24 protein-coding genes are annotated in these 26404 nt (G+C 72.5%); 15 read left to right on the forward strand and 9 right to left on the reverse strand.

Annotation, left to right across the window (positions count from 1 at the left end):
* Window positions 1-37 precede the first annotated feature (37 nt).
* The 4 genes from EUA93_RS13725 to efeB all read left to right on the forward strand — a co-directional run bounded on the left by EUA93_RS13725 (window position 38) and on the right by efeB (window position 4469).
* Entirely contained in the window at window positions 38-946 is a 909-nt protein-coding gene (locus EUA93_RS13725) for a siderophore-interacting protein (RefSeq protein WP_207208685.1), read from the forward strand.
* A gap of 70 nt (window positions 947-1016) precedes the next feature.
* A complete protein-coding gene (gene efeU / locus EUA93_RS13730) occupies window positions 1017-1898 on the forward strand; it encodes an iron uptake transporter permease EfeU (RefSeq protein WP_129400644.1) in 882 nt (293 codons plus the stop codon).
* An 88-nt stretch (window positions 1899-1986) separates the two neighbouring features.
* The gene (efeO, locus tag EUA93_RS13735) at window positions 1987-3171 is read left to right on the forward strand and encodes an iron uptake system protein EfeO (RefSeq protein ID WP_129400645.1); all 1185 of its coding nucleotides are present in this window, start codon (window positions 1987-1989) and stop codon (window positions 3169-3171) included.
* An 86-nt stretch (window positions 3172-3257) separates the two neighbouring features.
* Entirely contained in the window at window positions 3258-4469 is a 1212-nt protein-coding gene (gene efeB / locus EUA93_RS13740; protein ID WP_242497370.1) for an iron uptake transporter deferrochelatase/peroxidase subunit, read from the forward strand.
* On the opposite strand, the gene EUA93_RS13745 is transcribed toward efeB, so the two are convergent.
* Window positions 4451-5368, reverse strand: a complete 918-nt coding sequence (locus EUA93_RS13745; RefSeq protein WP_129400646.1) for a TIGR01777 family oxidoreductase — start codon at window positions 5366-5368, stop codon at window positions 4451-4453. The two genes, efeB and EUA93_RS13745, sit on opposite strands and share 19 nt — an antisense overlap.
* A 74-nt stretch (window positions 5369-5442) precedes the next feature.
* On the opposite strand from EUA93_RS13745, the gene EUA93_RS13750 reads away from it, so the two are divergent.
* Both EUA93_RS13750 and EUA93_RS13755 read left to right on the forward strand, forming a co-directional pair.
* Window positions 5443-6915, forward strand: a complete 1473-nt coding sequence (locus EUA93_RS13750; protein WP_129400647.1) for a purine-cytosine permease family protein — start codon at window positions 5443-5445, stop codon at window positions 6913-6915.
* A gap of 41 nt (window positions 6916-6956) precedes the next feature.
* On the forward strand, window positions 6957-7670 hold the full coding sequence (locus tag EUA93_RS13755; RefSeq protein WP_129400648.1) for a DsbA family oxidoreductase: 714 nt from the start codon (window positions 6957-6959) through the stop codon (window positions 7668-7670).
* A 12-nt stretch (window positions 7671-7682) separates the two neighbouring features.
* On the opposite strand, the gene EUA93_RS13760 is transcribed toward EUA93_RS13755, so the two are convergent.
* Entirely contained in the window at window positions 7683-8258 is a 576-nt protein-coding gene (locus tag EUA93_RS13760) for a YdeI/OmpD-associated family protein (RefSeq protein WP_129400649.1), read from the reverse strand.
* Between the two features lie 130 nt (window positions 8259-8388).
* Here EUA93_RS13760 and serA point away from each other — a divergent pair, with 130 nt between their 5' ends.
* Window positions 8389-9984, forward strand: a complete 1596-nt coding sequence (gene serA / locus EUA93_RS13765) for a phosphoglycerate dehydrogenase (protein WP_242497371.1) — start codon at window positions 8389-8391, stop codon at window positions 9982-9984.
* A gap of 37 nt (window positions 9985-10021) precedes the next feature.
* Here the strand turns inward: serA and yczR are convergent, their stop codons facing one another.
* Window positions 10022-11485 (reverse strand): MocR-like transcription factor YczR, encoded by a 1464-nt coding sequence (gene yczR, locus EUA93_RS13770; protein ID WP_129400651.1) that lies wholly within the window; start codon window positions 11483-11485, stop codon window positions 10022-10024.
* Window positions 11486-11546: 61 nt separating this feature from the next.
* On the opposite strand from yczR, the gene yczE reads away from it, so the two are divergent.
* Window positions 11547-12230 (forward strand): membrane protein YczE, encoded by a 684-nt coding sequence (gene yczE / locus EUA93_RS13775; RefSeq protein ID WP_129400652.1) that lies wholly within the window; start codon window positions 11547-11549, stop codon window positions 12228-12230.
* Between the two features lie 4 nt (window positions 12231-12234).
* Here yczE and EUA93_RS13780 read toward each other — a convergent pair whose 3' ends face one another.
* Window positions 12235-13800, reverse strand: coding sequence for a DUF6297 family protein (locus EUA93_RS13780; RefSeq protein ID WP_129400653.1), 1566 nt, complete (start codon window positions 13798-13800; stop codon window positions 12235-12237).
* Window positions 13790-14467 carry an ABC transporter ATP-binding protein gene (locus EUA93_RS13785; RefSeq protein ID WP_129400654.1) on the reverse strand — a complete coding sequence of 226 codons (678 nt, stop codon included), beginning with the start codon at window positions 14465-14467 and terminating at the stop codon, window positions 13790-13792. Before EUA93_RS13785 ends, EUA93_RS13780 begins: the two co-directional genes overlap by 11 nt.
* A gap of 102 nt (window positions 14468-14569) precedes the next feature.
* Between EUA93_RS13785 and EUA93_RS13790 the strand changes: the two genes are divergently transcribed.
* The gene (locus EUA93_RS13790) at window positions 14570-16180 is read left to right on the forward strand and encodes a hypothetical protein (RefSeq protein WP_129400655.1); all 1611 of its coding nucleotides are present in this window, start codon (window positions 14570-14572) and stop codon (window positions 16178-16180) included.
* A gap of 4 nt (window positions 16181-16184) precedes the next feature.
* Here EUA93_RS13790 and EUA93_RS13795 read toward each other — a convergent pair whose 3' ends face one another.
* A complete protein-coding gene (locus EUA93_RS13795) occupies window positions 16185-16751 on the reverse strand; it encodes an O-methyltransferase (RefSeq protein ID WP_129400656.1) in 567 nt (188 codons plus the stop codon).
* A gap of 410 nt (window positions 16752-17161) precedes the next feature.
* On the opposite strand from EUA93_RS13795, the gene EUA93_RS21625 reads away from it, so the two are divergent.
* The 5 genes from EUA93_RS21625 (at window position 17162) to EUA93_RS13815 (ending at window position 22183) form a co-directional block, all read left to right on the forward strand.
* Window positions 17162-17302 carry a hypothetical protein gene (locus EUA93_RS21625; RefSeq protein WP_165355161.1) on the forward strand — a complete coding sequence of 47 codons (141 nt, stop codon included), beginning with the start codon at window positions 17162-17164 and terminating at the stop codon, window positions 17300-17302.
* A gap of 10 nt (window positions 17303-17312) precedes the next feature.
* Window positions 17313-18386 carry a 3-isopropylmalate dehydrogenase gene (locus EUA93_RS13800; RefSeq protein WP_129400657.1) on the forward strand — a complete coding sequence of 358 codons (1074 nt, stop codon included), beginning with the start codon at window positions 17313-17315 and terminating at the stop codon, window positions 18384-18386.
* 35 nt (window positions 18387-18421) lie between these two features.
* The gene (locus EUA93_RS13805) at window positions 18422-19504 is read left to right on the forward strand and encodes a branched-chain amino acid aminotransferase (RefSeq protein WP_129400658.1); all 1083 of its coding nucleotides are present in this window, start codon (window positions 18422-18424) and stop codon (window positions 19502-19504) included.
* 70 nt (window positions 19505-19574) lie between these two features.
* Entirely contained in the window at window positions 19575-21458 is a 1884-nt protein-coding gene (gene nhaA, locus EUA93_RS13810; RefSeq protein WP_242497372.1) for a Na+/H+ antiporter NhaA, read from the forward strand.
* A gap of 56 nt (window positions 21459-21514) precedes the next feature.
* The gene (locus EUA93_RS13815) at window positions 21515-22183 is read left to right on the forward strand and encodes a DUF2306 domain-containing protein (protein ID WP_129400659.1); all 669 of its coding nucleotides are present in this window, start codon (window positions 21515-21517) and stop codon (window positions 22181-22183) included.
* On the opposite strand, the gene EUA93_RS13820 is transcribed toward EUA93_RS13815, so the two are convergent.
* The 3 genes from EUA93_RS13820 to EUA93_RS13830 form a co-directional block, all read right to left on the reverse strand.
* Window positions 22162-22809: a response regulator transcription factor gene (locus EUA93_RS13820; RefSeq protein WP_129400660.1), complete on the reverse strand. Its 648-nt coding sequence runs from the start codon at window positions 22807-22809 to the stop codon at window positions 22162-22164. The two genes, EUA93_RS13815 and EUA93_RS13820, sit on opposite strands and share 22 nt — an antisense overlap.
* Complete coding sequence (locus EUA93_RS13825; protein WP_129400661.1) at window positions 22806-23933, reverse strand: sensor histidine kinase; 1128 nt, start codon at window positions 23931-23933, stop codon at window positions 22806-22808. The genes EUA93_RS13820 and EUA93_RS13825 overlap by 4 nt, the downstream gene beginning before the upstream one ends.
* A 309-nt stretch (window positions 23934-24242) precedes the next feature.
* Window positions 24243-24587: a TraR/DksA family transcriptional regulator gene (locus EUA93_RS13830; protein ID WP_129400662.1), complete on the reverse strand. Its 345-nt coding sequence runs from the start codon at window positions 24585-24587 to the stop codon at window positions 24243-24245.
* A gap of 66 nt (window positions 24588-24653) precedes the next feature.
* Between EUA93_RS13830 and EUA93_RS13835 the strand changes: the two genes are divergently transcribed.
* Window positions 24654-26351, forward strand: coding sequence for a serine/threonine protein kinase (locus EUA93_RS13835; RefSeq protein ID WP_165355162.1), 1698 nt, complete (start codon window positions 24654-24656; stop codon window positions 26349-26351).
* Window positions 26352-26404: the final 53 nt, after the last annotated feature.

A 26404-nucleotide genomic window follows, 5' to 3' on the forward strand; every position in this document is an offset into this window, starting at 1 on the left:
GGGTGACCTAATAAGCCGTCCGATCGAAGAGGTGCCGATGCCCGCCCTGCCCCAGGTCCCGATGCGCGTCCACCGCGCCGAGGTCGTCCGCGTCGAGGAGCTCGCACCCTGGCTGCGCCGGGTGGTGCTCGGTGGCGCCGGGCTCGCCGACTTCGAGAGCACCGGGGTCGGTGACGAGTACCTCCGCGTGATGTTCCCGCCCGAGGGCGAGACCGAGCCGCGGCTGCCCGTCGTCGAGGACGGCGTCTTCGACTTCGCCCAGGTCGACCTCGCGCTCCTGCGCACCTACACCGTCCGCGACCACGACCCGGTCGCCGGCGAGGTCACCATCGACTTCGTCGTCCACGACGGCGGGGTCGCCTCGACGTGGGCGCGTGGCGCGGAGCCCGGCGACGTGGTCGGCCTCAACAGCCCCACCGCGATGTACGACGCCCCCGCCGACCTCGTCTGGCAGGTGCTGGCCGCCGACGCCGCCGCCCTGCCCGCGCTCTCGCGCATCATCGAGAACACCCCGGTCGGGGTCCGCACCCGGGTCGTGCTCGAGCTGCCCGACGCCGACACCGAGGTCCCGCTGCCGTCCCACCCCGGCCTCGACCCCGACTCCGACGTCGTACGCATCGTGTCCGGCAACGGCCACGGCCCGAGCCGGCTGCCCGAGGTGGTCGAGTCGCTGACCCGGCCCGACGGCGTCGGCTACGTGTGGGTCGCGGGGGAGAGCAAGGCGCTGAGGGGCGTGCGCAAGCACCTGCGCCACGCGCTCGGCCTGCCGGCATCGGCCTACAAGTCCGTCGGCTACTGGATCGAGGACGCCGAGAAGTGGCGCGAGGACTACGACGCGCTCGACGCCGACACGAAGGCCGCCCTCGACGCGCTCTGGGAGTCCGACCGCGACGAGGAGGACATCGAGGACGAGTACGACGCGAGGCTGACGGCGCTCGGCCTGTGAGGGTGCCTGTGACCCGGGACTCAGCCTGAGGTATTAGGGGTGCCTAACCTTAGGTGTAGTCTCCCGACCTGTGTTGGCGAACTACCTGATCGGGTTGCGCGAGGGGCTGGAGGCAGCCCTGGTCGTGAGCATCCTCGTGGCCTACCTGGTCAAGACCGATCGACGCCACCTGCTCCCGCGGATCTGGGCCGGGGTCGCGCTGGCCGTCGGCGTGAGCCTGGCCTTCGGGGCCACGCTGACCTACGGCCCCCGCGGCCTGACCTTCGAGGCGCAGGAGCTCATCGGCGGCAGCCTGTCGATCGTCGCGGTCGGCTTCGTCACCTGGATGATCTTCTGGATGGCCCGCGCCGCACGCGGGCTCAGCGGTGAGCTCCGCGGCAGGATCGACGACGCCGCCGACGGCGGCCGCTGGTCGCTCGTCCTCGTCGCCGTGCTGGCCGTCGGTCGCGAGGGGCTCGAGACCGCGCTCTTCCTGTGGGCCGCCACCCAGGCCGGCACGCGCGACGCGACCGGCATCTCCACGCCGACGTGGGAGCCGCTGGCCGGCGCTGCGCTGGGCATCGCCACCGCGGTGCTGCTCGGCTACCTGATCTACCGCGGCGCGATCAGCATCAACCTCACCAGGTTCTTCACCTGGACCGGCGCCTTCCTGATCCTCGTCGCCGCAGGCGTGCTGGCCTACGGCGTGCACGACCTGCAGGAGGCGCGGTTCCTGCCCGGCCTGGGCGACCTCGCCTTCGACGTCTCCGACACCATCGACGCGAACAGCTGGTACGGCACGCTCCTCAAGGGCGTCTTCAACTTCTCGCCGGCCACGACCAGGCTCGAGGCCGCTGCCTGGCTGCTCTACGCCGTCCCGGCGATGACCTTCTTCCTCCTCACCATCCGTCGGCGCCCGAAGGCTCCCGCCCAGGCCCCGGCACCCGCGTCGACGTCCGCGCCCGCGGCCTGACGCCTCGCCGGACACCGCCGGATCCCACCGGACCCCACCTGCCCCCCACTGCCCACTCGTCCACCCCACACCCGAAAACGAGCCCCACATGCGCAAGACGACCCTGGTCGCCCCGGTGACCGCGTTGCTGCTCGCGTCGCCGTTCCTGGCCGCGTGCACCGAGAACGCCGACCCCGCCACCGGCGGCAGCGGCGACGAGGCCGACCCGCGTGCGCTGAGCGTCGACTCCTCGGCCGACGCCTGCACGCTGTCCGCCACCGAGGCCCCGGCCGGCACCCTGACCTTCGACGTGACGAACTCCGGCGACCAGGTCACCGAGTTCTACCTCCTCGGTGAGGACGGCCTGCGCATCGTCGCCGAGGTGGAGAACGTCGGCCCGAGCATCTCCCGCGCGCTCACCGTCAACGCCCCCGCCGGCACCTACTTCACCGCCTGCAAGCCAGGCATGACCGGCGAGGGCATCCGCGCCGACTTCACCGTGACCGAGTCCGACCAGGACGTCGCCGTGAGCGAGGACGAGGCCCAGCTCGTCGAGGACGCGCAGACCAACTACGCCGCCTACGTCCAGGACCAGTCGGCCCAGCTGCTGGAGAAGACCAGGCAGTTCGTCGAGCTCTACGAGTCCGGCGACGACGAGGCCGCCCGTGCGCTCTACCCGGTCGCCCGCACCCACTGGGAGCGCATCGAGACCGTGGCGGAGTCGTTCGGCGACCTCGACCCGATGATGGACGCCCGCGAGGCCGACCTCGAGCCCGGCCAGAAGTGGACCGGCTGGCACCTCATCGAGAAAGACCTCTGGCCCCAGCGCGCCGAGGACTACACACCCCTCACCGACAAGGAGCGGGTGACCTACGGCGACGACCTGCTCGCCAACACCGAGGAGCTCGACTCCCGCGTTCAGGACCTGACCTACACCGTCGACGGCATCGCCAACGGCTCGCGCGGCCTCCTCGAGGAGGTCGCCACGGGCAAGGTCACCGGCGAGGAGGAGTACTGGTCGCGGACCGACCTCTACGACTTCCAGGCCAACGTCGACGGTGCCCGCGTCGGCTTCGAGGGTGTCAAGCCGATCGTCGAGGCCAAGGACGCCGCCCTCGCCGAGCAGCTCACCACCCGCTTCGCCGACCTCCAGGCGCTGCTCGACGAGCAGAAGCAGGGCGACGGGTTCGTGTCCTACGACGACCTGACCCCCGAGCAGGTCAAGGGCCTCTCCGACGCCGTCAACGCGCTCTCCGAGCCGCTGTCGAAGCTCACCGCGGCGGTGCTGTCCTGACCGAGCCACCCGGCACCACGACCCCGCAGCCCAGCAGCCGCGTCAGCCGACGCGGCCTGCTGGGCGGCGGGGTTGCCGCTGCGGGCGTGGCGGGTGCGTACGTCGCCGGGCGGGCCACCGCCGAGGCCGCAGCGCCCGACGCTGGCGGCGACCCCCGTCGGTCGACGTACCCCTTCCGCGGCCGGCGGCAGGCCGGCATCGTCACCCCGGCCCAGGACCGCCTGCACTTCGCGGCCTTCGACGTCGTGACCGACTCGCGTGACGACCTCGTCGCGCTGCTACAGGCCTGGACCACGGCCGCGGAGCAGATGACCAGGGGCGAGCCCGCCGGCAGCGGCGCGGTCGACGGCGACGTGAACCTGCCTCCCGACGACACCGGCGAGGCGCTCGACCTGCCGGCCAGTGGCCTGACGATCACCTTCGGCTTCGGACCCTCGCTCTTCCGCGACGCCGACGGCAAGGACCGGTTCGGCCTCGCCGACCGGCAGCCGGAGGTGCTGCGCGAGCTCCCGCACTTCCCGGGCGACGTCCTCGACCCGGAGCGCTCGGGCGGCGACCTGTGCATCCAGGCCTGCGCCGACGACCCGCAGGTCGCGGTGCACGCGGTGCGCAACCTCGCCCGGATCGGCTTCGGCACGGTGTCCGTGCGCTGGTCGCAGCTCGGCTTCGGCCGGACCTCGACGACCTCGACCAGCCAGTCGACGCCCCGGAACCTCTTCGGCTTCAAGGACGGCACCGCCAACGTCAAGGCAGAGGAGACCGCCGCGCTCGACGAGCACGTGTGGGTCGGCTCCGGCGACGACGACGCAGCCGAGTGGCTGGCCGGTGGGTCCTACCTCGTCGCCCGCCGGATCAACATGAACATCGAGATCTGGGACCGTCAGCCGCTGGGCGACCAGGAGTCCTTCATCGGCCGCACCAAGGGCACCGGTGCCCCCCTCTCCGGCGGTGAGGAGATGACCGAGCCCGACTTCTCGATGCCCGGCAGCAACGACCAGCCGGTCATCCCGGTCGACTCCCACGTCCGGGTCGTGCACCCCGACATGAACGGCGGCGTCCGGATGCTGCGTCGCGGCTACAACTTCGTCGACGGCTCCAACGCGCTCGGGGGGCTCGACGCCGGTCTGTTCTTCATCGCCTACGTCCGCGACCCCGACACGCACTTCATCCCGGTGCAGCTGATGATGTCGAAGACCGACGCCCTCGCCGAGTACCTCAAGTTCACCGGGTCCGCGCTCTTCGCCGTGCCGCCGGGCATCGGCCCCGGCGAGCACGTCGGTCAGGCCCTGTTCGCCTGACGCCGACGGAGGTCGGCGAGCGCCCCGTCCAGGTCGGGGTGGGAGAACTCGAAGCCGCTCTCAAGCAGCCGCGCCGGGATCGCGCGCCGGCCGGTGAGGGCCAGGGCGGGGTCGGTGCGCAGGAGCACCGCGCCCACGCGGACGAGGAACGCGGGGGTCGGCGGGGCGGCCGGCCGGCCGAGGCTGCGGCGCAGCGCGGCCATCAGGTCGGTGTTGCGCGCCGGCTCCGGTCCCGTCGCGTGCACGACTCCCGACAGGGCGGAGCCGGGTTCGAGCGCGGCCCGGACGATGGCGAGCCAGTCGTCGACGTGCGTCCAGCTGATCCACTGGGTGCCCGGCCCGACGCGCCCGCCGAGGCCCCACCGAGCCAGTCCCCAGAGGCGGTCGAGCGCCGGGGTGTCGTTGTCGAGCACGATCCCCGTCCGCAGCACGACGACCCGGTCGGCGTGCGCGCCGACGACGGCCTCCTCCCACGCGCGGGCGACGCCGGCCATCTGGGGCGGACCGTCCGCGGGCGGCGCCGACTCGTCCAGCACCGCGTCGCCGGCGTCGCCGTAGATCGCGAGGGTGCTGGCCTGGACCCACACCGGCACGGGAGAGTCGAGGGTGGCGCTCGCCTCGACCAAGGCCCGGGTCGGGTCGACGCGCGACGACGTGAGCAGCGCGACGTTGGCCGGGGTGGGCCGGCGGTCCACCAGCTCGCCCGCGAGGTTGACGACCGCGCTGCCGTCGAGCTCCTCGCGCCACGCCCCGACGGTGCGGCCGTCACACACGACCTGGCGGTGCGGCCCCGGCCGGCTCCGACGGGTCAGGACCACCACCTCGTGGCCCGCCGTGGCCAGGTCGGCGCACAGCCGACGACCCAGCGCTCCCGATCCTCCGGCGACCACGACCTTCATGCGCCGCAACCTACGCGACGTCCACCACACGCACGGTGCTTCCGCCACGGGCCCGCGTGCGCGACGATTCGGGTATGAGCGATACAGCGTCGAAGACGTCCGGCCTCGAGCAGACCCGCCGGCTCGGCGTCGAGACCACGGGCATCGAGATCATCGAGGAGTCCGAGCGGACCGCACAGCCCAAGGACCTGTTCTGGCCGTGGTTCGCGGCCAACGTGTCCGTCTTCGGCCTGAGCTACGCCTCCTTCGTCCTCTACTTCGGCATCTCGTTCTGGCAGGGCGTCGTGGTGTCGGTCATCGGCATCGTGGTGTCGTTCCTGCTGTGCGGGATCATCGCGATCGCCGGCAAGCGCGGCTCCGCGCCGACGATGATCCTCAGCCGTGCCGCGTTCGGGGTGAAGGGCCAGAAGGTGCCGGGGGTGATCTCGTGGCTGGTCTCCATCGGCTGGGAGACCTTCCTCGCGATCCTCGCGGTGCTGGCCACCTCGACGATCTTCACCCGTCTCGGCTGGGGCGGCGGCACCGGCACCAAGGTCGTCGCAGCGGTCGTGGTGGCCGCGCTGATCGTGTCGGCCAGCGTCGCCGGCTACCACATCATCATGCGGATGCAGTCGGTCCTGACCTGGATCACCGGCATCGTCACGGTGCTCTACATGGTGCTCACCCTCGACGACATCGACTGGAGCGCGGTGCAGGACATCCCGTCCGGCTCGATGCAGTCCGTGATCGGTGCGCTGGTGATGGTGATGACCGGCTTCGGGCTCGGCTGGATCAACATCGCCGCGGACTGGTCGCGCTACCAGAAGCGGACGGCGTCCGGTCCCTCGATCGTCGCCTGGAACACCGCCGGCGGGGCGCTCGCGCCGGTGGTGCTGGTGCTGTTCGGCCTCGCGCTCGCGGGATCGTCCACCGACATCCTGGACGGAGTCGCCGGAGACCCGATCGGCACGCTCGCCACCCTGCTGCCGACGTGGTTCCTCGTCCCGTTCCTGCTCGCGGCGATCCTCTCGCTGGTCAGCGGCGCGGTGCTCGGCATCTACTCGTCGGGGCTGACGCTGCTCTCCCTCGGTGTGAAGCTCAAGCGTCCCCAGGCCGCCGCCGTCGACGGCGTGCTGCTGACGCTCGGCACGTTCTACGTCGTGTTCGTGGCCGAGGACTTCGCCGGCCCGTTCCAGAGCTTCCTCATCACCCTCGGTGTGCCCCTCGCAGCCTGGGCCGGCGTGATGATCTCCGACATCGCGCTGCGCAGGCGCGACTACGACGACGAGGCGCTCTTCGACGCCCGCGGCCGCTACGGGGACGTCGACTGGGCCGCGATCGGCACGATGGTCGTCGGCTCGGTCGTCGGCTGGGGCCTGGTCATCAACTCGTTCTCCGACGACGCCTCGTGGAACAACTGGCAGGGCTACCTCCTCGGCCCGCTCGGCCTCGGCGGGCGCGACGGGGCGTGGGCGTTCGCCAACCTCGGCGTCCTGTTCGCCCTGCTGATCGGCCTGGCCGGCGGCTACCTGCTCCGGCGTACGACGGTCGCGCGCCAGGAGGCCTGAGCGGCGGGAACACGCGGCCCGCGCGCGGCGTTGGGGCGGACGTGAAGATCGAGATCTGGTCCGACGTCGTCTGCCCGTGGTGCTACATCGGCAAGCGCCGGATCGAGAATGCCCTGGCCGGGTTCGCGCACGCCGACGAGGTGGAGGTGCACTGGCGCTCCTACGAGCTCGACCCCGGCGCCCCGGCCGTGCCGACGGAGAGCACCGCGGCGATGCTGTCGCGCAAGTACGGCCAGTCGCCCGACGGCGCGAAGCAGATGCAGGACCGCGTCGAGGCGGTCGCCGCCGAGGAGGGCCTGGTCTACCGGCTCTCCGAGACGCTGCACCTCAACACCGTCGACGCCCACCGCGTCATCCACCTCGCCCACGAGCAGGGTGGCAACGAGCTGCAGGGCGAGGTGAAGGAGGCGCTGCTGAAGGCCTACTTCACCGAGGCGCGCAACGTCGCCGACCACGCCGTGCTGCGCGAGGTCGCCGTCGCCGCCGGGCTCGAGGCCGACCGGGTGGACGAGGTGCTCGCCGGCACGGAGTTCACCCAGGACGTGCACGCCGACGTGGAGCAGGCGCAGGCCTACGGCGCGACCGGCGTCCCGTTCTTCGTGATCGACGAGAAGTACGGCGTCTCGGGCGCCCAGCCGACCGAGGTGTTCAGCCAGGTGCTGGACAGGGCCTGGTCGGAGTCGCACCCGAAGATCGAGGTGCTCGCGACCGGGGACGCCGGCGAGGCCTGCGGGCCCGACGGCTGCGCCATCTGACGCGTGCCCGCGTCAGGGCTGCGACTTGACCCCCTGAGCCGCCTTCTCGGCGGTGGTGGCGATCCGCGTGGCGCGGGTCTCGGGCCGCTTGGCGAGCACGATCCAGGTCAGGATCATCTTGCGTGCCGAGGGTGACCACGAGTCCCAGTGCTCGCGGCCGCCGGGACGGGCGTCGAAGGCCTCGGCCAGGTCGTCGGGCACGACGAGGTCCTCGACCTCGTCCATCAGGGTCCACATGCCCGTCTCCTTCGCGACCGCGACCGCGGCCTCGCCGGCCGGCTCCATCAGGCCGGCCTCCTCCAGCCGGGCGATCCGGCCCTTGTTGATGCGGGTCCACATGCTGCCCGGGCGGCGCGGGGCGAACCACATCATCGTGCGCGCCTCGTCGACGGGCTTCACCGTCGAGTCGACCCAGCCGTAGCGCAGCGCCTCGAGCACGGCCTCCTCGTAGGAGAACGGGCGCTCGGCCGCCCTGCGCGGGCTCACCAGGAACACCCCCGTGGGCTGCGCGTGGTGCTCGCGCAGCCAGTCGCTCCACTCGGCGGCGGTGCTCGCCTCCAGACGCTCCGCGTCGTCCATCGCTCCCATGTGCCCACTATGGCGGCAGGGTCCGACATGTGGGGAGCCTGTGACCGGGCAGGAGGGCGCGGGTACTGTGGGATCCGCACAGCGTCGTGCAGTCCACGCACAAACCTTTGAACTCTTCGAGGACCCCGCTGTGAACGCACCCGTCAAGCCCGTCGTGCTCATCGCCGAGGAGCTGAGCCCCGCCACGATCGAGGCGCTGGGCCCGGACTTCGAGATCCGCCACTGCAACGGAGCCGACCGCGCCGAGCTGATCCCGGCGATCGCCGACGTCGACGCGATCCTGGTCCGCTCCGCGACCAAGGTCGACGCCGAGGCGCTCGCCGCCGCGTCCCGCCTCAAGGTCGTCGCCCGCGCCGGCGTCGGCCTCGACAACGTCGACGTCAAGGCGTCGACCCAGGCCGGCGTCATGGTCGTCAACGCGCCGACCTCCAACATCGTCAGCGCCGCCGAGCTCGCCGTCGCGCTGATGCTGGCCGCCGCCCGCCACATCAGCCCGGCCCACGCCGCGCTGCGCGGCGGGGAGTGGAAGCGCTCGAAGTACACCGGCATCGAGCTCTACGAGAAGACCGTAGGCATCGTCGGCCTCGGTCGCATCGGCGTGCTGGTCGCGCAGCGGCTGAGCGCCTTCGGGATGAAGGTCATCGCCTACGACCCCTACGTCCAGGCCGGTCGCGCCGCGCAGATGGGCGTGCGCCTCGTGGACCTCGACACCCTCCTGGCGGAGTCGGACTTCATGAGCGTCCACCTGCCCAAGACCCCGGAGACGGTCGGCCTCATCGGCGCCGACCAGCTCGCCCGCGCCAAGCAGAGCCTGGTCCTCGTCAACGCCGCGCGTGGCGGCATCGTCGACGAGGCCGCGCTCTACGACGCGCTCAAGACCGGCCAGATCGCCGCCGCCGGCCTCGACGTCTTCGCGTCCGAGCCGTGCACCGACAGCCCGCTCTTCGAGCTCGAGAACGTCGTCGCCACCCCGCACCTCGGTGCCTCCACCGACGAGGCCCAGGAGAAGGCCGGCATCGCCGTCGCGAAGTCGGTCCGGCTCGCGCTCAGCGGCGAGCTCGTCCCCGACGCGGTCAACGTCCAGGGCGGCGTCATCGCCGAGGACGTGCGCCCCGGCATCCCGCTGACGGAGAAGCTCGGTCGCGTCTTCACCGCCCTCGCCGGCGAGACCGCCCAGCAGCTCGACGTCGAGGTGCGCGGCGAGATCACGGAGTACGACGTCAAGGTGCTCGAGCTGGCCGCGCTGAAGGGCGTCTTCGCCGACATCGTGGAGGAGCAGGTCTCCTACGTGAACGCACCGCTCCTCGCGGCCGAGCGCGGCACCGAGGTCCGCCTCCTCACCGAGGCCGAGAGCCCCGACCACCGCAACCTGATCACGCTGCGCGGCACCCTCGCCGACGGCACGCAGGTCTCGGTCAGCGGCACGCTGGTCGGCCTCGCGCAGAAGGAGCGGCTGGTCGAGGTCAACGGCTTCGACGTCGACCTCGAGCCCGCGACCCACCTGGCGTTCCTCACCTACGAGGACCGCCCCGGCATGGTCGGCGTGATCGGCGGCATCCTCGGCGAGGCGTCGGTCAACATCGCCGGGATGCAGGTCTCGCGCCAGGAGCAGGGCGGTGCGGCGCTCGTCGCGCTGAGCGTCGACTCGGCCATCCCGGCCGACACGCTCGCCGAGATCGAGTCGGCCATGCGGGCCGCCTCGGTGCGTGCGGTCAACCTGTCCTGACCTCTCCTGCCGGACACGCCCGCCTGACCGGTCGGTCCTAGGCCACCATCACCCGGCCGGTGGACCCGCGTCCCGAGCGCGGGCTCGCCGGCCGGTGTGCGTCCGCGCTGACGTGCTCCCACGCGGCCGCGAGTCGTCGTACGGCCTCCACGAGGTCGTCGGGCGAAGCGGTCCACGGGATCCGGACGTAGCGGTCGAGCCCACCCTCGACCGCGAAGACCGGCCCGGGAGCGACCACGACGCCGCGGCGCTCGGCCTCGGCCGTCGTCGCCGTGCCGAGCGGCTCGGGCAGCTCGCACCAGAGCGCGAGGCCGCCGTCGGGGACCCGGAAGCGCCACGCGGGCAGGTGCTCGCCCAGGGCGGCCACGAGCGTGTCGCGACCGACGACCAGGCGCTCGCGGTGCACCGGCAGCACCTCGTCGGCGCGGTCCATCAGGTCGGCCAGCACCAGCTGCTCGAAGACCGGTGCGCCGAGGTCGAGCCCGATCCGCGCCTGGATGAGCCGGTCCATGTCGGCCAGGTCGGCGCGCACCCAGCCCAGGCGCAGCCCGCCCCAGTAGGACTTGCTCGCGCTGCCGATCGTGATCGCCCCGTCGGCGTACGCGGCCATCGGCCGCGGCATCGCGGCGGCGAGGCCCGGCGCCAGGGCGAGCGCCTGGTGCGCCTCGTCGGCGACGACGGTCGTGCGCGAGCGGGCCAGCGCCGCACCGAGCTCCTCGCGCTGCGCGTCGGACATCAGGTGACCGGTCGGGTTCTGGAAGTCGGGGATCAGGTAGGCGAGCCGCGGTGAGGTCTGGCGCATGGTCGCCGCCAGCGCGTCGAGGTCCCACCCGTCCGGGTCGACCGCGGCCGGCACCAAGCGTGCGCCGGCGTGGCGGATGGCCTGCGTCACGTTGGGGTAGGTCGGCGACTCCACCACGACGCGCTCGCCCGGCGCTGTGAACGCCTGCGCCACGATCGACGCCGCCGCCAGCGCCCCGGCGGTGACCATGACCTGCTCCGGGACCGTCGGCAGCCCGCGGGCGTCGTACGCCGCCGCGATCCGCGCCTGCAGCGCCGGGACGCCCAGGGGGAAGTAGCCGGGCCCGCCCAGGTAGGCCGGGAGCTGCTCGGTCGCGCGCTGGTAGGACTCGACGAGCCCGGGCGGCGCCGAGTGCGCCGCGCAGTTCAGGTCGATGACGTCGTCGCCGCCGGTGCCCGGCATCAGGGCCCGGTCGTGGGAGCGGCGCTGCCCGCCCGGCACGGTGGTGAACGTGCCCGACCCACGCCGCGCCTCGGCGTACCCCGACTCGCGCAGCACCTCGTAGGCCCGGGTCACGGTGGTGCGGGAGACGTCGAGCGCGCCGGTGAGGTCACGCTCGCTCGGCAGCCGTACGCCGGCCCCGATCCGGCCGTCGCCGATGAGGACCCGCAGGCTCTCCGCGAGGCCGAGGTAGGCGGGGGAGCGGGGGAAGTCGCCCGTCAGAGTGGCTACGCGCTGGGCACTGATGACGCGGCTCATGCAGGCCACTGTTCCACGATTGGCTATGTCGAACAAGGCCAATCGGCGTCAGACTGGTGGCATGAGCACGACCTCTCCCACCGGCACCACCCACGCACCGCGCAGCGTCCTCGTCGACCTCGGCCCGATCGCCCAGCTGAGGGCCGGGCGGCTCGCGCGCCGCCTGCCGCAGCTCTACGTCGGCCTGGTCCTCTACGGCGTCTCGCTCGCGATGATGGTCCGCGGCGCGCTCGGCCTGGCGCCCTGGGACGTGCTGCACTCCGGCTTCATCCAGCACGTGCCGATGACGCTGGGGCAGGCGGTCGTGCTGTTCAGCTTCGTGGTCCTCGTGCTGTGGATCCCGCTCAAGGAGATGCCGGGCCTCGGCACCATCAGCAACGCCCTCGTGGTCGGCCTCTCCGCCGACGCCACCCTCGGCGTGCTCGACCGCCCCGACAGCATCGTCGCCCGGGTGGCGCTGATGATCGGCGGCGTCGCGCTCTGCGGGTTCGCGAGCGCGCTCTACATCGGCGCCCAGCTCGGCCGTGGCCCGCGCGACGGCCTGATGACCGGCCTGCACCGCCGGACCGGCCTCTCGCTGCGGCTGGTCCGCACCGGCCTCGAGGTCGCCGTCGTCGTGATCGGCCTGCTGCTCGGCGGCACACTCGGCATCGGCACCGTGGTCTACGCGCTCGCGATCGGGCCGCTCACCCAGCTGATGCTGCCCTGGCTCACCGTCGACGTGATGCGGCCCGACGAGGGCTGAGCGCCTACCGAATGGTCGGCTTCCCCGACGGCTGGCGGGCCGGCTGCTGCGGCGGCTGCTGGATCCCGTCGGAGGTCAGGAAGGCGATCACGCCGATGCTGATGATCGTCGAGAAGAGCATCCCGCCCTGCCCGAACATCAGCGGCAGGGCGGTGATCGCCCACACGTCGAAGCCGCGCAGCACGCTGAAGATGATGCCGGTCGGAGCCCCACCTGCCGGGGTGCTCACCATCGGGGCCGCGTAGTTCGGCGGCTTGCCGGTGATCCAGCGCACCGTGGCCGCGATCGACGACAGGCCGCACGCGATGGCGAGGTTGACCGCGCCGCCGCCGGAGACCTCGTCGACCAGCGTGGGGGTGGTCGCCAGCGCGAAGAGCATGAGCGCCGCACCCGGCACCACGAGGTGGGCGAGCAGTAGCCGCTGCCGCCGGAACGGCATCATCCGCGCCAACCCCTGGGTCCGTACGACGACCCGCAGCCCGACGCAGAGCGCAGGACCACCGAGCACCCCGGCGAACGTCGTCGCCAGCACGACCGCCCTTCCCGCGTCGGCCTCGGCGGCGGCGTACGGCACGAGCACGAGCCCGGCCAGCAGCACGTAGGGCTGCGGCGTGCGCAGCGCCCGGCGGAAGTCGCGGTGCACCAGGGCTCCCCAGCCGAGCGGGCCTCCGGTGTGGCTCCGCACGTGCGCGCCCCGCCCCCAGCGGCGCGCCAGCAGCACGTCGTACATCAGTCCGAGGTCGACCGACGACAGGGCGCCCGAGAGGCTGGGGGAGAGGTGCTCGGTCTGGCCGAGGACCCGACGCGAGACCTTGCCGACCGCGGTGGCCGAGCGCCACGCGAGGAGGACGGCGACGACCGCCATGGCGACTGCGACCGCCAGCACGAGGCTCGGCGACACCGCCGGCAGCCGTTCGAGCTCGTGGGTCGCCGACAGGCCCAGCACCACCCAGAGCACCACGGTGACCAGCCAGGTGAGCCAGCGCGAGATCGGGTCCTCGTGCACCTGCGACAGCGCCGCGACCCCGACGCAGGCCAGCGCCGTCGCGCTGCCGGCGACGAGGTAGACGACCGCCTCGTGCCACGCGAAGCCGCTGAGGACGGCCGGGGCGACGAGCAGGAGCGCGGCGCCGACCGCGGTCAGCGCGGTGGTCCGGAGCCAGCCCGGACGCAGCAGCCCGCCACGGTCGACGGGCGAGCTCAGCACCCAGCTGTTCGACGCGGGCGGGCTGAACACGGGCCCGAGGAGCCGGGACATGCCGAGCGCGAGGAGCGCGACGGCCAGCGCGACGAGCCAGGGGGCGGCCGAGCGGACCTCCCCACAGCTGCCGGTGCACGTCTCGTCGGCCAGCTGGCGGAGGTTGAGCACGACGTTGCCGGCCATCGCCCCGATCATCACGACGCAGAAGAGCCCGACGTAGGCGTCCGAGAGCGCCTCGCCCCACTTCAGCTCGGCGCGACCACGGCGCCAGTCGCGGATCTCCTGCCGGATCTCCCGTGCGGACGGGACCTCGGTGGGCTCGGTGGGCTCGATGGGCTCGGTGGGATCGGGGACGACCTCAGTCGACATCGGCAGGCTCCGGCGCCGGGCCCAGGCGCACGACGCGGTCGCACACGCGCTCGACCAGGCCGGGGTCGTGGCTGACCAGCAGCACCGCGCGCCCGGCCTTCTTCTCCGCGACCAGCTTGTCGCCGAGCCACGTCACGCCCTCCACGTCGAGGCGGGCCTCCGGCTCGTCGAGCACGAGCAGCTTGCGGGGGCGGACGAACGCGCTCGCCAGCGCGAGCCGTCGTCGCTGGCCCGACGACAGCGTGGAGGGCAGCTGTCCGGAGACCTCCATCAGCCCGACCTCGGCGAGCACGACGTTGACCACCTCCTCCGCATCGGCCTGGGAGTGCGCGCGGGCGACGAGGTCGAGGTGCTCGACGACGGAGAGGTCCGGGAAGAAGTCGATGTCGTCCATCACGATCGCCAGGTCCGCGCGGATCTCGGGCAGCCGCTCGTCCAGCACGGTGCCGGCCAGGGTCGACTCGCCCGCGTCGGCCTCGTCGGCTCCCACGATGCAGCGCAGGAGCGTCGACTTGCCGCTGCCGTTCGGCCCGACCACGCCGACCGCCTCACCGGCGCGGACGTCGAGGTCGACCCCGTCGAGGATCGTCCGCTCGGCGAACTTCCGGGTGATCCCGCGGACCGTGAGCAGCGCCGGCTTCCGGGGGGCTGCCTTCTTCTTGGCCATGCCGTTCATCCAACCAGCCGACCCTCAACCTTTCGACGGATGCCCTCGGTGAGACGTCCGGGATAGGAAGGGGAGCCTTGGTCGCTACCCGTGGGGGGAATCGTGCGCGTCAGTCGCATGCTCGTGTCCGTGCCGTTGCTGCTCGCCCTGGCGTGGGGTGGTGCGCCAGCGGTCGCGGTCGACGGCGCGACCCGCGACGGCTCCTTCGAGACGCCCCTCCAGAAGAGGGGTGAGGGGGCCGTGCCCGGCGCCGCCCACCTGCGTGCGGACTCGGCGGAGGACGGCGTCGTACGCCGCACCGCGCAGCTCACCGACGTGCAGCACGCGGCCGGGTCGACCCCCGCGCAGCAGCTCGCCGTGGTCGACGTGCTCGTCGACGTCGAGGCGCAGACGATGACCGGCACGGCCACCCTCAACGGCGCGCCCGACCCCGGCAGCGTGGTCGCGGTGTACGTCGGGACGTGGTCCGGAGGCGCCTGCCAGACCCAGTTCGTCGCCGCGGCGGTCCCCGGCCAGGCGCAGGCCCAGTTCGTCGACGGCGAACCGGTCGCCGCGGCCGTCTCCGTGTCGGGCAACCAGCTCTCCATCGCCACCGCCGCGCACCCGCGGCTCCGCAACACGCTGCTGGAGTGCGCCTTCGCGCGGGTCACGGTCAACGCCCCGGGTGGCGCGGTCCTGAGCACGGCGTTCGCCGGCGACCTCACCGACACCTACAAGCCGGTCCTCGAGGTCGAGCCCGACGACGCGATGGTCGGCGCGAAGAAGGGCAGGTGGGCCACCGTCCGCCTCGAGGTCCGCAACACCTCACGCGGCCCGGCGACGGCCGTGCGCCTCACCGCCAGCGGTGCCGGCATCGAGATCCGGACGAAGACGGTCGTCGTCGGCGCGATGGACGACCGCTCGACGGAATACCTCGACCTCGACGTGCGGCTCCAGCAGCCGAAGGGCAAGAATGGCAAGAAGCCGAACGCACCGAAGCCGCGGACCCTCACGCTGACCGTCACCGACCCGGCGGCGGCCACCGCGACCGCGACCACGGTCGTGGTGCTCACCCCGAAGCCGACCACGCCGAAGAAGCTCACTGGCACCTACTGGTGGGGCTGGGAGGACACCAACCTCCAGTCCAACGCCGGCTGGATCAACCACGCGATCTGGTTCGTCGACGCGAAGTGGGCCTACACCGGCTGGGCCGAGGGGCGCAAGCCCCGGTGCTCGGCGTCGGTGAAGGAGTGCCAGCGCTACTCCTACAACCCGCGCACCGGCATGCTGAAGCTCGGCAAGCAGAAGGCGAAGGTCACCTCGGAGGGCTTCACCGTCAAGCACCCGGCCTACGCCGACAAGCTCCGCCTCGAGCCGCTGACCCTGCCGAAGAAGGGCACGAAGCTGGCGCTCGACCTCTACCACCAGAACTGGTCGGGCTACTGCGCGATCACCTGCACCTCCTACACCGACTACCTGACGATGGACACGCAGCAGCGCTTCGTCGAGGGCGGCTTCTCCGTCGGCAGCTGGCCCGGCCTCGGCCAGAGCTGGAGCAGCGCGCCGGCCGACCAGCGCGGGACCTACAAGGTCGTCAGCACCGGCGTCATCGAGATGTCGTACGCCGACGGCACCCGCAAGCGCCAGGTCATCGGGATCCAGCACGACCCGCGCGGCAAGCCCAACCCCGCAGCGGCCGGCGTCGTGCTGGGCGACGTGAACTTCTACGACTAGGGGCTCAGCGGCGGGTGGCGATGACCGTCGAGGCGTCGGCGGCCACCATCACCTCGACGGCGGTGAACCGCTCGTCGGTGAGCCACTGCTCACGCAGGGTGTCGACCCGGCCGTGGGCGATCGGCGGCCACGACTCGCACGGCGCGAAGTCGTCGAGCACGACGATCCCGCCCGGCTCGACGAGGTCGATGATCGAGTCGACCCCGACCTCCGACGGACTGCCGGAGTCGAGGAAGAGCAGCGAGAAGGGGCCGTGCTCGCGCAGCACGCTCCAGTCGGCGGCGAGCACCTCGACCTTGTCGTCGTCGGTGAAGATCTTCGCCGCTGCGCCGGCGAGCGACTCGTCGAGCTCGGCGGTCAGGATCCGCGCCCCGTTGCGTACGCCGCTGCGCAGCCACGCGGTGCCGACGCCGCAGCCGGTGCCGAACTCCGCCATCGTCCCGCCGCGCGTCGCGGCGAGGGTCGCGAGCAGGCGGCCGGTCTCGTTGCGGCAGAACGCGACGTAGCCGGCCTGGCGGCACACGTCGAACGCGCGCTGCACGATGTCGGGGAGATCCGGGGGAGCAGACATGAGGTCGCCGAGTCTGTCATCCCGCGGGGCCGATCCCACGGACCGATCTGACATCTCACGATCTGACACGTTTCGCGAATCCGGGTGCGGGCAGCCGGAGCGCGGTCGTACAGTCGACGCACCATGCGGACGTTCCTCGTACTTATCGATCGCCGCGGCGAGGCCTGACAGAGAGGCCACCTCGTCGCGGTGTTCGGCGTTGACGAGGTTCCGCCCCCTGGCCTTTCGTTCCAGAGCTTTCCCTCTGGGTTCGAAGCCGTCGCCTCCGTGGCGGGTCCACGCAGTCCCTGCGCGATCCGCACGCTCGTTGGCCGGCAGCCGGGCCGGGCGATCCCCGCAACCCCTCGCTTCCCCACCCGCCGCGGTGTCGGTGGCTTCGGACTCACACCACCTCTCCAGGAGTGAGACCCATGTACGACCTGTACCCGGACAGCTGGGGCCCGTCGGCCCACGACCCCGAGAACCCGCACAGCGCCGAGAACACCGCCAGCGCGGTGCAGACCGCGCTTGACCTGCGAGACAACGGCGGCCAGTGGCCGGACGACAACTAGCCTCTGCCGCATGTCCGACACCCAGCAGCCCACCGCCAGCTCGACCCTCGCCGTCATCCCCGGCGACGGGATCGGTCCCGAGGTCACCGCGGAGGCCCTCAAGGTCCTCGAGGTCGCCTCACCGGTGAAGTTCGAGTCGACGCGCTACGACCTGGGCGCCGAGCGCTACCTCGCGACCGGCGAGGTGCTGCCCGACTCGGTGCTCGCGGAGATCCGCGGGCACGACGCGATCCTGCTGGGCGCGGTGGGCGGCAAGCCCAACGACCCGAACCTGCCGCCCGGCATCCTCGAGCGCGGCCTGCTCCTGCGCCTGCGCTTCGAGCTCGACCACTACGTCAACCTGCGACCCTCCCGCCTGCTCCCCGGCTCGACCTCACCCCTGGCCGAGCACGTGCTGGAGAAGGGGGACATCGACTTCGTGGTGGTCCGCGAGGGCACCGAGGGCCCCTACACCGGCAACGGCGGCGCGCTGCGCGTCGGCACGCCGGCCGAGGTCGCGACCGAGGTGTCGGTCAACACCGCCTACGGCATCGAGCGCGTCGTCCGTGACGCCTTCGCGCGGGCCCAGAAGCGCCCGCGCAAGAAGCTGACGCTGGTCCACAAGACCAACGTCCTGGTCAACGCCGGCTCGCTCTGGTGGCGCCTGTTCGAGACGGTCGCCGCGGAGTTCCCCGACGTCACGACCGACTACATGCACATCGACGCGGCCATGATCTTCATGGCGACCGACCCGGCCCGCTTCGACGTCATCGTCACCGACAACCTCTTCGGCGACATCATCACCGACCTGGCCGCTGCCATCACCGGCGGCATCGGGCTGGCCGCCTCCGGCAACGTGAACCCGGACCGCACCGCCCCCTCCATGTTCGAGCCCGTCCACGGCTCGGCTCCCGACATCGCCGGCCAGCAGAAGGCCGACCCGACCGCCGCGATCCTCTCCGGAGCGCTGCTGCTCGACCACCTCGGCCACCCCGAGGCCGCCGCTCGCATCGAGGCCGCCGTCCTGGCCGACCTCACCGAGCGCGCGCCGGGTGCGGGTCGTCGTACGAGCGAGGTCGGGGACGCCATCGCCGCCCGCCTCTGAGTGCCCGTCCCGGGCCTCTGGAATAGGTTGACCCCATGCAGATCAGCACCACCGCCAACCCCACGCCCGTCGACGACGCCCGGCTCGCCGAGATCCTGGCGAACCCCGGCTTCGGCACGCACTTCACCGACCACATGCTCACGGTGGAGTGGACGCCGGAGAAGGGGTGGTACGACGCGCGGATCACGCCCTACGGCCCGCTGACGCTCGACCCGGCGACGGCCGTGCTGCACTACGCGCAGGAGACCTTCGAGGGCATGAAGGCCTACCGCCACGCGGACGGCTCGGTCTGGACGTTCCGTCCCGACCAGAACGCCGCGCGCATGGTGCGCTCGTCGCAGCGGCTGGCCTTCCCCGAGCTGCCGATCGACGACTTCGTGGCGTGCGTCGACGCACTCGTCGAGGCCGACCAGCGCTGGGTGCCGGCCAACGAGGGCGACGGTGGCGAGAAGTCGCTCTACCTGCGCCCGTTCATGTTCGCCTCGGAGACCTTCCTCGGTGTGCGGCCGGCCCAGCACGTGACCTTCATGGTCATCGCGTCCCCGGCGGGGGCGTACTTCAAGGGCGGCATCAAGCCGGTCAACCTCTGGCTGTCCGAGAGCTTCACCCGCGCCGGTCGCGGCGGCATGGGCGCGGCGAAGACCGGCGGCAACTACGCGTCGTCGCTGGCCGCACAGCGCGAAGCCATCGAGATGGGTTGCGACCAGGTCGTCTTCCTCGACGACCAGGAGTTCCGCTACATCGAGGAGCTCGGCGGGATGAACCTCTTCTTCGTGCACCGCGACGGCCGCGTCGTCACGCCCGAGACCGGCACCATCCTCGAGGGCATCACTCGCGCGTCGATCCTCGAGCTGGCCGGCAAGCTCGGCCACGCGGTCGAGGAGCGCAAGGTCTCCATCGACGAGTGGCGCGACGGCGTCGCGTCGGGCGACATCACCGAGGTCTTCGCCTGCGGCACCGCCGCCGTCGTCACCCCGGTCGGTGAGCTCCGCTCGCCCAGCGGCGTGACCCCGGCTCCGACGAGCACCGACCTCACCATGCGGCTCCGCGAGTCCCTCGTCGGCATGCAGCTCGGCCGCGCCGATGACACCTTCGGCTGGATGCACCGCGTGGTCTGAGGTCCGCCTGTTCGCGCTCGGCTGACGCGGATCGGTCGGACGGGCCTCCGCGCGCCGATAGGCTCTCGGTGTGAGTGCGGCCGAGGTGGAGATCGATCCCGACCAGTCCTCCTGCAAGGGATCCCAGGCCTTCGAAGCCCAGAGCTCACGCTCCCTGCGCGACTTCATGCGCACCGAGTCGGGCTCCGCCGGCATGCTCGTCGTGGCCGCCCTCATCGCCCTGGTCTGGGCGAACTCCCCGTGGTCGGAGTCCTACGTCGACCTCTGGCACACTGAGCTGGCGATCCGCTTCGGCGACGGCGGCCTCACGATGGACCTGCACCACTGGATCAACGACGGCCTGATGGTCGTGTTCTTCTTCGTGATCGGCCTCGAGGTGCGCAAGGAGTTCGCGATCGGCGAGCTCACCGACCGCAGCCGGGTCGTCGTGCCCCTCGTCGCGGGCATCACCGGCATGCTCGTGCCGGCCGCGATCTTCCTCGCCCTCAACCCCTCGGGCGAGCAGGCCGCCGGGTGGGGCGCGGTGATCGGGACCGACACCGCCTTCCTGCTGGGGGTGATGGCGCTCGTCGGGCCGGCCGTCTCCACGCAGCTGCGGATCTTCCTGCTCACGCTCACCGTGATCGACGACATCGTCGCGGTCAGCGTGATCGGCATCGTCTACTCCGACGGCCTCTCCCTCGGTGCGCTGGGCGTCGCCGCGCTGTGCCTGGTCGTGCTCGTCGTCCTCGACCGCTTCGCCGTCTGGCAGGCCGCTCCCTACGTCCTGGTCGTGCTGGTGCTGTGGGTCGCGACGCTCGAGTCCGGCGTGCACGCCTCCATCGCCGGCATGGTCAGCGGCCTGCTGGTGCCCGCGCTCGACCCGCGACGCGTCGACGTCGAGGAGGCCGCGCGGACGTTCCGCGCGTTCCGGCAGTCGCCGATGCCCGGCGTCCAGCGCACCGCGCGGCGTTCCCTCACCCGTGCCATCTCGGTCAACGAGCGGCTCCAGGAGGCGCTGCACACCCCGACCAGCCACGTCGTCGTACCCCTCTTCGCCCTGGCCAACGCCGGCGTCGACCTCCGCGACGGCGTGCTCGGCGACGCCCTCGCGTCGCGGCTGATGTGGGGCATCGTGCTCGGCCTGGTCGTCGGCAAGGCGCTCGGCATCTTCGTCGGCGCCTTCGCCAGCGTGCGGCTCGGCTGGGGCCGGCTGCCGCAGGGCGTCGGGCTCGGCCACACGCTGGCCGGTGGCGCGCTGTCGGGCATCGGGTTCACGGTGTCGCTGCTGATCATCAGCCTGGCCTTCGAGTCCACCCGCCTGCAGGACCAGGCGCGGGTCGGCGTGCTCCTCGCGGCGGTGCTCGCCAGCCTTGCGGGATGGGCTGCCTTCCGGTTCTCTGCGCGCTTCCTCGGCCAGACCGACGCAGCGCTTCCCCGCACCCTCAGCCAGCCGGTCGATCCCGCACGCGACCACGTCGTCGGCCCGGTCGACGCCGAGCTGACGCTGGTCGAGTACCTCGACTACGAGTGCCCGTTCTGCGCCCGGGTCAGCGGGGTCGGCGACGAGCTGCGTGCCCACTTCGGCGACCGGCTCCGCTACGTCACCCGGCACCTGCCGCTCCCGGTTCACCCCCACTCCGAGCTCGCCGCGCTCGCCTCCGAGGCCGCCTCGCTGCAGGGCAGGTTCTGGGAGATGCACGCGGTCCTCTTCGCCCACCAGGACGAGCTCGAGCTCGAGGACCTCGTGGGGTACGCCGCCGAGATCGGGCTCGACGTCGAGCGGTTCATGCGCGACCTCGACGACGACGACGTGCACCGGCACGTCGCGCACGACGTCGCCTCCGCCGAGGAGAGCGGCGTGCGCGGGACGCCGACGTTCTTCATCGGCGACACCCGCCACATCGGTCCGCACGACGCCCGGAGCCTGATCGTGGCCCTGGAGCAGCAGGGTGTGGGTCGGCCGATCGGCTGACCCGCTCGGGCCCCGGGGCCGATCCGGCGTACGCCGTCGCGGATCAGGCTCGTCCCATGACGACGACCACGCTCCGGTCCGCTCCGCCGACGAGGCGCCACCATGACTGGTGGATCCCCGCCGGCCTGGTCGCGCTGACCCTCGTGCCGGCCGCCGCCGGCGCCGCGCGACTGGTCGACCTGTCGTCGGGGCGGACCGAGGAGAACGCCCGCTTCTTCGACCTCCCGGTCCCGATCATCGTGCACGTCGTCGGCGCGACGACCTACTGCCTCCTGGGCGCCTTCCAGCTCATGCCGTCGTTCCGCACGAAGAGGCCCGGATGGCACCGGACCAGCGGTCGGATCCTGGTCCCGGCGGGCCTCGCCGCAGCGCTCAGCGGAATGTGGATGGCCACGCTCCACGACCTCCCGGCCCAGGACGACACCGCCCTGATGTGGCTGCGCGTGGCCTTCGGCTCGCTGATGGTCGCCGGGCTCGTGCTCGGCGTCCTCGCGATCCGGCGTCGCGACGTCCGCACGCACCAGCGCTGGATGGCGAGGTCGTACGCCGTCGCGCAGGGCGCCGGCACGCAGGCGCTCGTGCTCGGGCCGATCGCGCTGCTCGTCGGCCAGCCGGGCGGTGGCGTGAAGGCCGGCGGGATGGGGTTCGCGTGGGTGCTCAACCTGCTCGTCGCCGAGTGGCTGGTGCGGCGCTCCCAGGCGGCTCAGTCGAGCCGTCGGGTCTGATAGGCCCAGAGCGCGAGCTCGACGCGGTTGCGCACCCCGAGCTTGGCCATCAGGGCGCCGAGGTGGGTCTTCACGGTGCTCAGCGAGATGTAGAGCTCGGCCGCGACCTCGTGGTTCGTGAGCCCGCGGGCGACGGCGACCAACACCTGCTCCTCCCGCTCGGTCAGCGCTGACGTCGGCTGGGGCGGCACGTCCCGGCCTGCGAACGACTGCAGCATCCGGGTCGTGACGCTCGGTGCGATCAACGAACCACCGTCGGCAGCCGCGCGCACGGCGTGGGTGAGGACCTGCGGGCCGCAGTCCTTGAGCAGGAAGCCCTTGGCGCCCGCGAGCAGCGCACCGTAGACGTACTCGTCGAGGTCGAACGTCGTCACCACGACGACCGCCATCGGGTCGGCCACGTCCGGGCCCGCCAGCGCCCGGGTCGCCTCGATGCCGTTGAGCCGCGGCATCCGGATGTCGAGCAGGCACACGTCGGGGCGCAGCGCCCGCGCCTGCTCGACCGCGTCCTGCCCGTCGACGGCGGTCGCGACGACCTCGATGCCTTCCTGGGCGTCCAGGATCATCTCCAGGCCGGTGCGGACGATCTCCTGGTCGTCGGCGACGAGCACGCGCAGCGTCGTCATCGGCGTCCGTCCACGGGGAGCGTCGCGACGACCTGCCACCCGCCCGCGGGCCGCGGTCCGGCGTCGAGACGGCCACCGAGCAGGTCAGCCCGCTCGGTCATCCCGACGATCCCGAAGCCGGCGCCGTTCCTCGTGCTGGCGGTGCCGTCGTCGACGACCGTGAGGGCGAGGTCGTCACCCTGGATGTCGACCGACACCTGCACGGAGGTGGCGCCGACCGCGTGGCGACGGGCGTTGGCGACCGCCTCCTGGGCGATCCGGTGCACGGCGGCAGCGACGGTGGGGGAGAGCGCGTCGACCCCGTCGCCGACGGTGACCTCGACGGCGGGCCCCGGACCCGTCGCGGTCGCCAGCCCGGTGAGGTCGTCGATCGGCCGGTCGGGCGCGTCCTCCTCGGTGCGCAGCATCCGCACGACCTCGCGGGTCTCGGTCAGCGTGCGGGAGGCCTCCTCGTCGATCCGGCGCAGCGCGTCCTTGGCTGCCTCGGGACGGTCGTCGGCGACCGCGAGGCCCGCCTGGGCGCTGATCGCGATGGCCGTCAGGTGGTGGGCGACCGTGTCGTGCAGGTCGCGCGCGAGTCGCTCCCGCTCCTGCTGGCGTACGTCGTCCAGCTGGCGCGATCGCAGCAGCGAGCGGGTCCGGACGGCCACGCCGACCGACGCCGCCGCGACGCAGACGGCCGTCGCCCCGATCCGGTCGCCGGCCGGCATCCCCTCGTGGAAGATCGCGTAGGCGACGACGAGGGCGAACAGCCAGAGCCCCACCACCGCGTCCCTCCCGGAGGCCCACCGGGCGAGGGAGTAGGGGATCAGCAGGGCGACGAGGCCGGTGCTGAGGTCACCGGGCGCACCGCCGAGGTTGCTGGCGGCGATCCACGTCACGAGGTTGACCGCGCCGAAGACGGTGACCGGCAGGCTCGGAGAGGTACGCCGCACCACCAGCGTCGGCAGCCACACGAGGAAGCCGACGAGCGTGGCCCAGCGCCACTCGAGGTCGTCGCGCAGCAGCGTCTCGACCACCGCAGCCACGGCCACCGCCACCACGAAGGCACGGTCGAGCACGCCCGGCGGCGCGGCGTCGGCCGGCGCAGGCAGGCGCCACAGCGACCGGACGAACGTGAGCATGCGTGCACGGTAGTGCTCACGGCTACCTCGCCGGATCGGCCGGATGACCGAGTGCCGAGCGGTGCGTGAGCCACATTCCGACGCCCTGGATTGTGGCTCACTCACCGCCGGCCGGATGACCGAGTGCCGAGCGGTGCGTGAGCCACATTCCGAGGCTCTGGATCGTGGCTCACTCACCGCCCGGCCGGCGTGTCGCGAGCGGCGCGCCGGGGCAGCGGTGCGTGACCGACGTTCGCCGGCCCTCGAACGTGGCTCACTCACCGCTCGCACGGATGAACCGGAGCGAGGCCGGTCGTCGACCGAGCGTGCTCAGGGTGAGGAGGACGCGCAGGCGATGCACAGCCGGGCCGCCGGCAGCGCGTCGAGCCGGGCCTCCCCGATCGCTGACCCGCAGCGCTCGCACACGCCGTACGCCCCCTCCTCGACACGCGCAGCAGCGGCGTCGAGCTCCGCCAGGTGGCCCCTCACCTGGCGCACGAGCGCCCCGATCTGCGACCGCTCGAAGGCGATCGTGGCGCCCTCCGGGTCGTGCTCGTCGTCGGCGTTGGTGTCGAGGGACGCGGCGACGATCGCGTCGTGGTCGCCGGACAGCGACTCCAGCCGCTCGAGCGCGGCCGAGCGCTCGGCAACCAACCGACGGCGGATCTCGTCCATCACGACATGATGGAGCAGACGTACGACATCGCCGGAACGGGCGCGTCCCGCCCGTATCCTCGTGGCGTGACGACGACCCCGAAGGCGCCGCCGCCCGGCCTCACCGTCGGCGGCTACGCGCTGCGCGCCCGCCTCGGCGAGGGCGGCATGGGCGTGGTCCACCTCGGCCAGAAGCCGGGGGAGCGGCCGGTCGCGATCAAGGTGCTCCGTCCGCACATCGTCGGCGACGACGAGGCGCGCCGCCGCCTCGCGCGCGAGGTCAGCTCGCTGAGCCGGGTGCGCAGCCGCCGGATCGCGGAGATCGTCGACGCCGACCCCTACGGCGACATCCCGTTCGTCGCGACCCGCTACGTCCCCGGCCTGTCGCTCCACGACCACGTGCAGGAGGAGGGGGCGCTCGACGGCGACGACCTGCTGTGGTTCGCCGACTGCCTGGCCGAGGCCCTCGAGGCGGTCCACTCGGTCGGGGTCCTCCACCGCGACATCAAGCCGTCCAACGTGATCATGGAGGGGCGTACGCCGATCCTGATCGACTTCGGCCTGGCCCGGGTCGCCGACGACTCGCGCATCACGATGAACGGCTGGCTGCTGGGCACGCCGGGCTACCTCGCTCCCGAGATCCTCTACGGCGACGACGCCAGCGCGGCCTCCGACGTGCACGCCTGGGCCGCGACCGTGGCCTACGCCGGCACCGGCCGCGCGCCCTACGGCCGCGGTCCGTCGGTGGCGATCATGGACCGCGTCCGGCGCGGCGAGCACGACCTGACCGGCCTCGACCCCGACGTGCTCGACCTCGTCGAGGACGCGCTCGCCCCGCGACCCGAGGACCGCCCCTCCCTCGAGGAGGTGCGCGACTGGATCGAGGACCTCTCCGGCGGCGCCCCGCGCGCGCCGCACGCCGGTGGCAGCAGCGTGACGCTGCCCTACGTCGCCGCGATGCAGGAGGAGCACGACGCCCCGACCCGCCTCGGGACCGCCGCCGCTCCTCCGATCGGGCACGTCGCACCCGGCCCGGTGCCCGCACCCGTCGAGCCGTTCCACTGGTCGCAGGACTGGACGGCGGAGGACGACCGTGCGGATCGCTGGGGCGACACGGGAACGGTCCCGCACCGCCAGACCCGTGTGCTGCCGGACGGCTCGACCGAGTACGTCACCGCCTACGGACCGCCTGCCCGCGAGCGGGTCCCCGCCGGCCAGCGCCTGCGCCGCTCGCTCACCCTCCTGGCCGGGGCTGGGGTGGTCGCCGGCGGCATCGCCTTCGCGCCCTACGTCACGACCGCCGTCCTCTTCGTCGCCGTCTGGCTGCTCCGCAGCGGCTCGCTGGCCGCCTCGTCGGCCGGCAACCGCCGTGACCGTCGCGGCGCCAGGTGGTACGACGGCGTGCAGGTGCTGCTGGCCGCTCCGTGGCACGTGGTCGCCGCCCTCGGTGGAGCGCTGGTGCTCTTCCTCTGGAGCATCGGCATCGCGTGCGCGATCGCGCTGCTCTGCTTCGCGGCCTCGATCTCGATGACGACCTCGCTGGCCGTCATCGGGGCCACCTTCGCCTTCGCGACCTGGCTCGGCCCCGGCGCCGAGCGGGTCCGCGCGCCCGTGCACCGTGTGGTGGACCCGCTCGCGCGCCGAGGCGTGCCGTGGTTCCTCGTCACGCTGCTCGTCGCAGCCCTGGGCTCGGGGCTCGGCGCCGCCGTCTCGGCCCAGGGCACCAGCTGGACGCCGTACGACTCCGCGCCGTTCTCCGACGTGCGGCTGCCCGGGTGGCTCTAGGCGGTCTCCGACCCGACCTGACGGGGCCGACGAGGACCGCGAATCCGACGCCC

This window comes from Nocardioides oleivorans, assembly GCF_004137255.1.
Lineage (GTDB): Bacteria > Actinomycetota > Actinomycetes > Propionibacteriales > Nocardioidaceae > Nocardioides > Nocardioides oleivorans.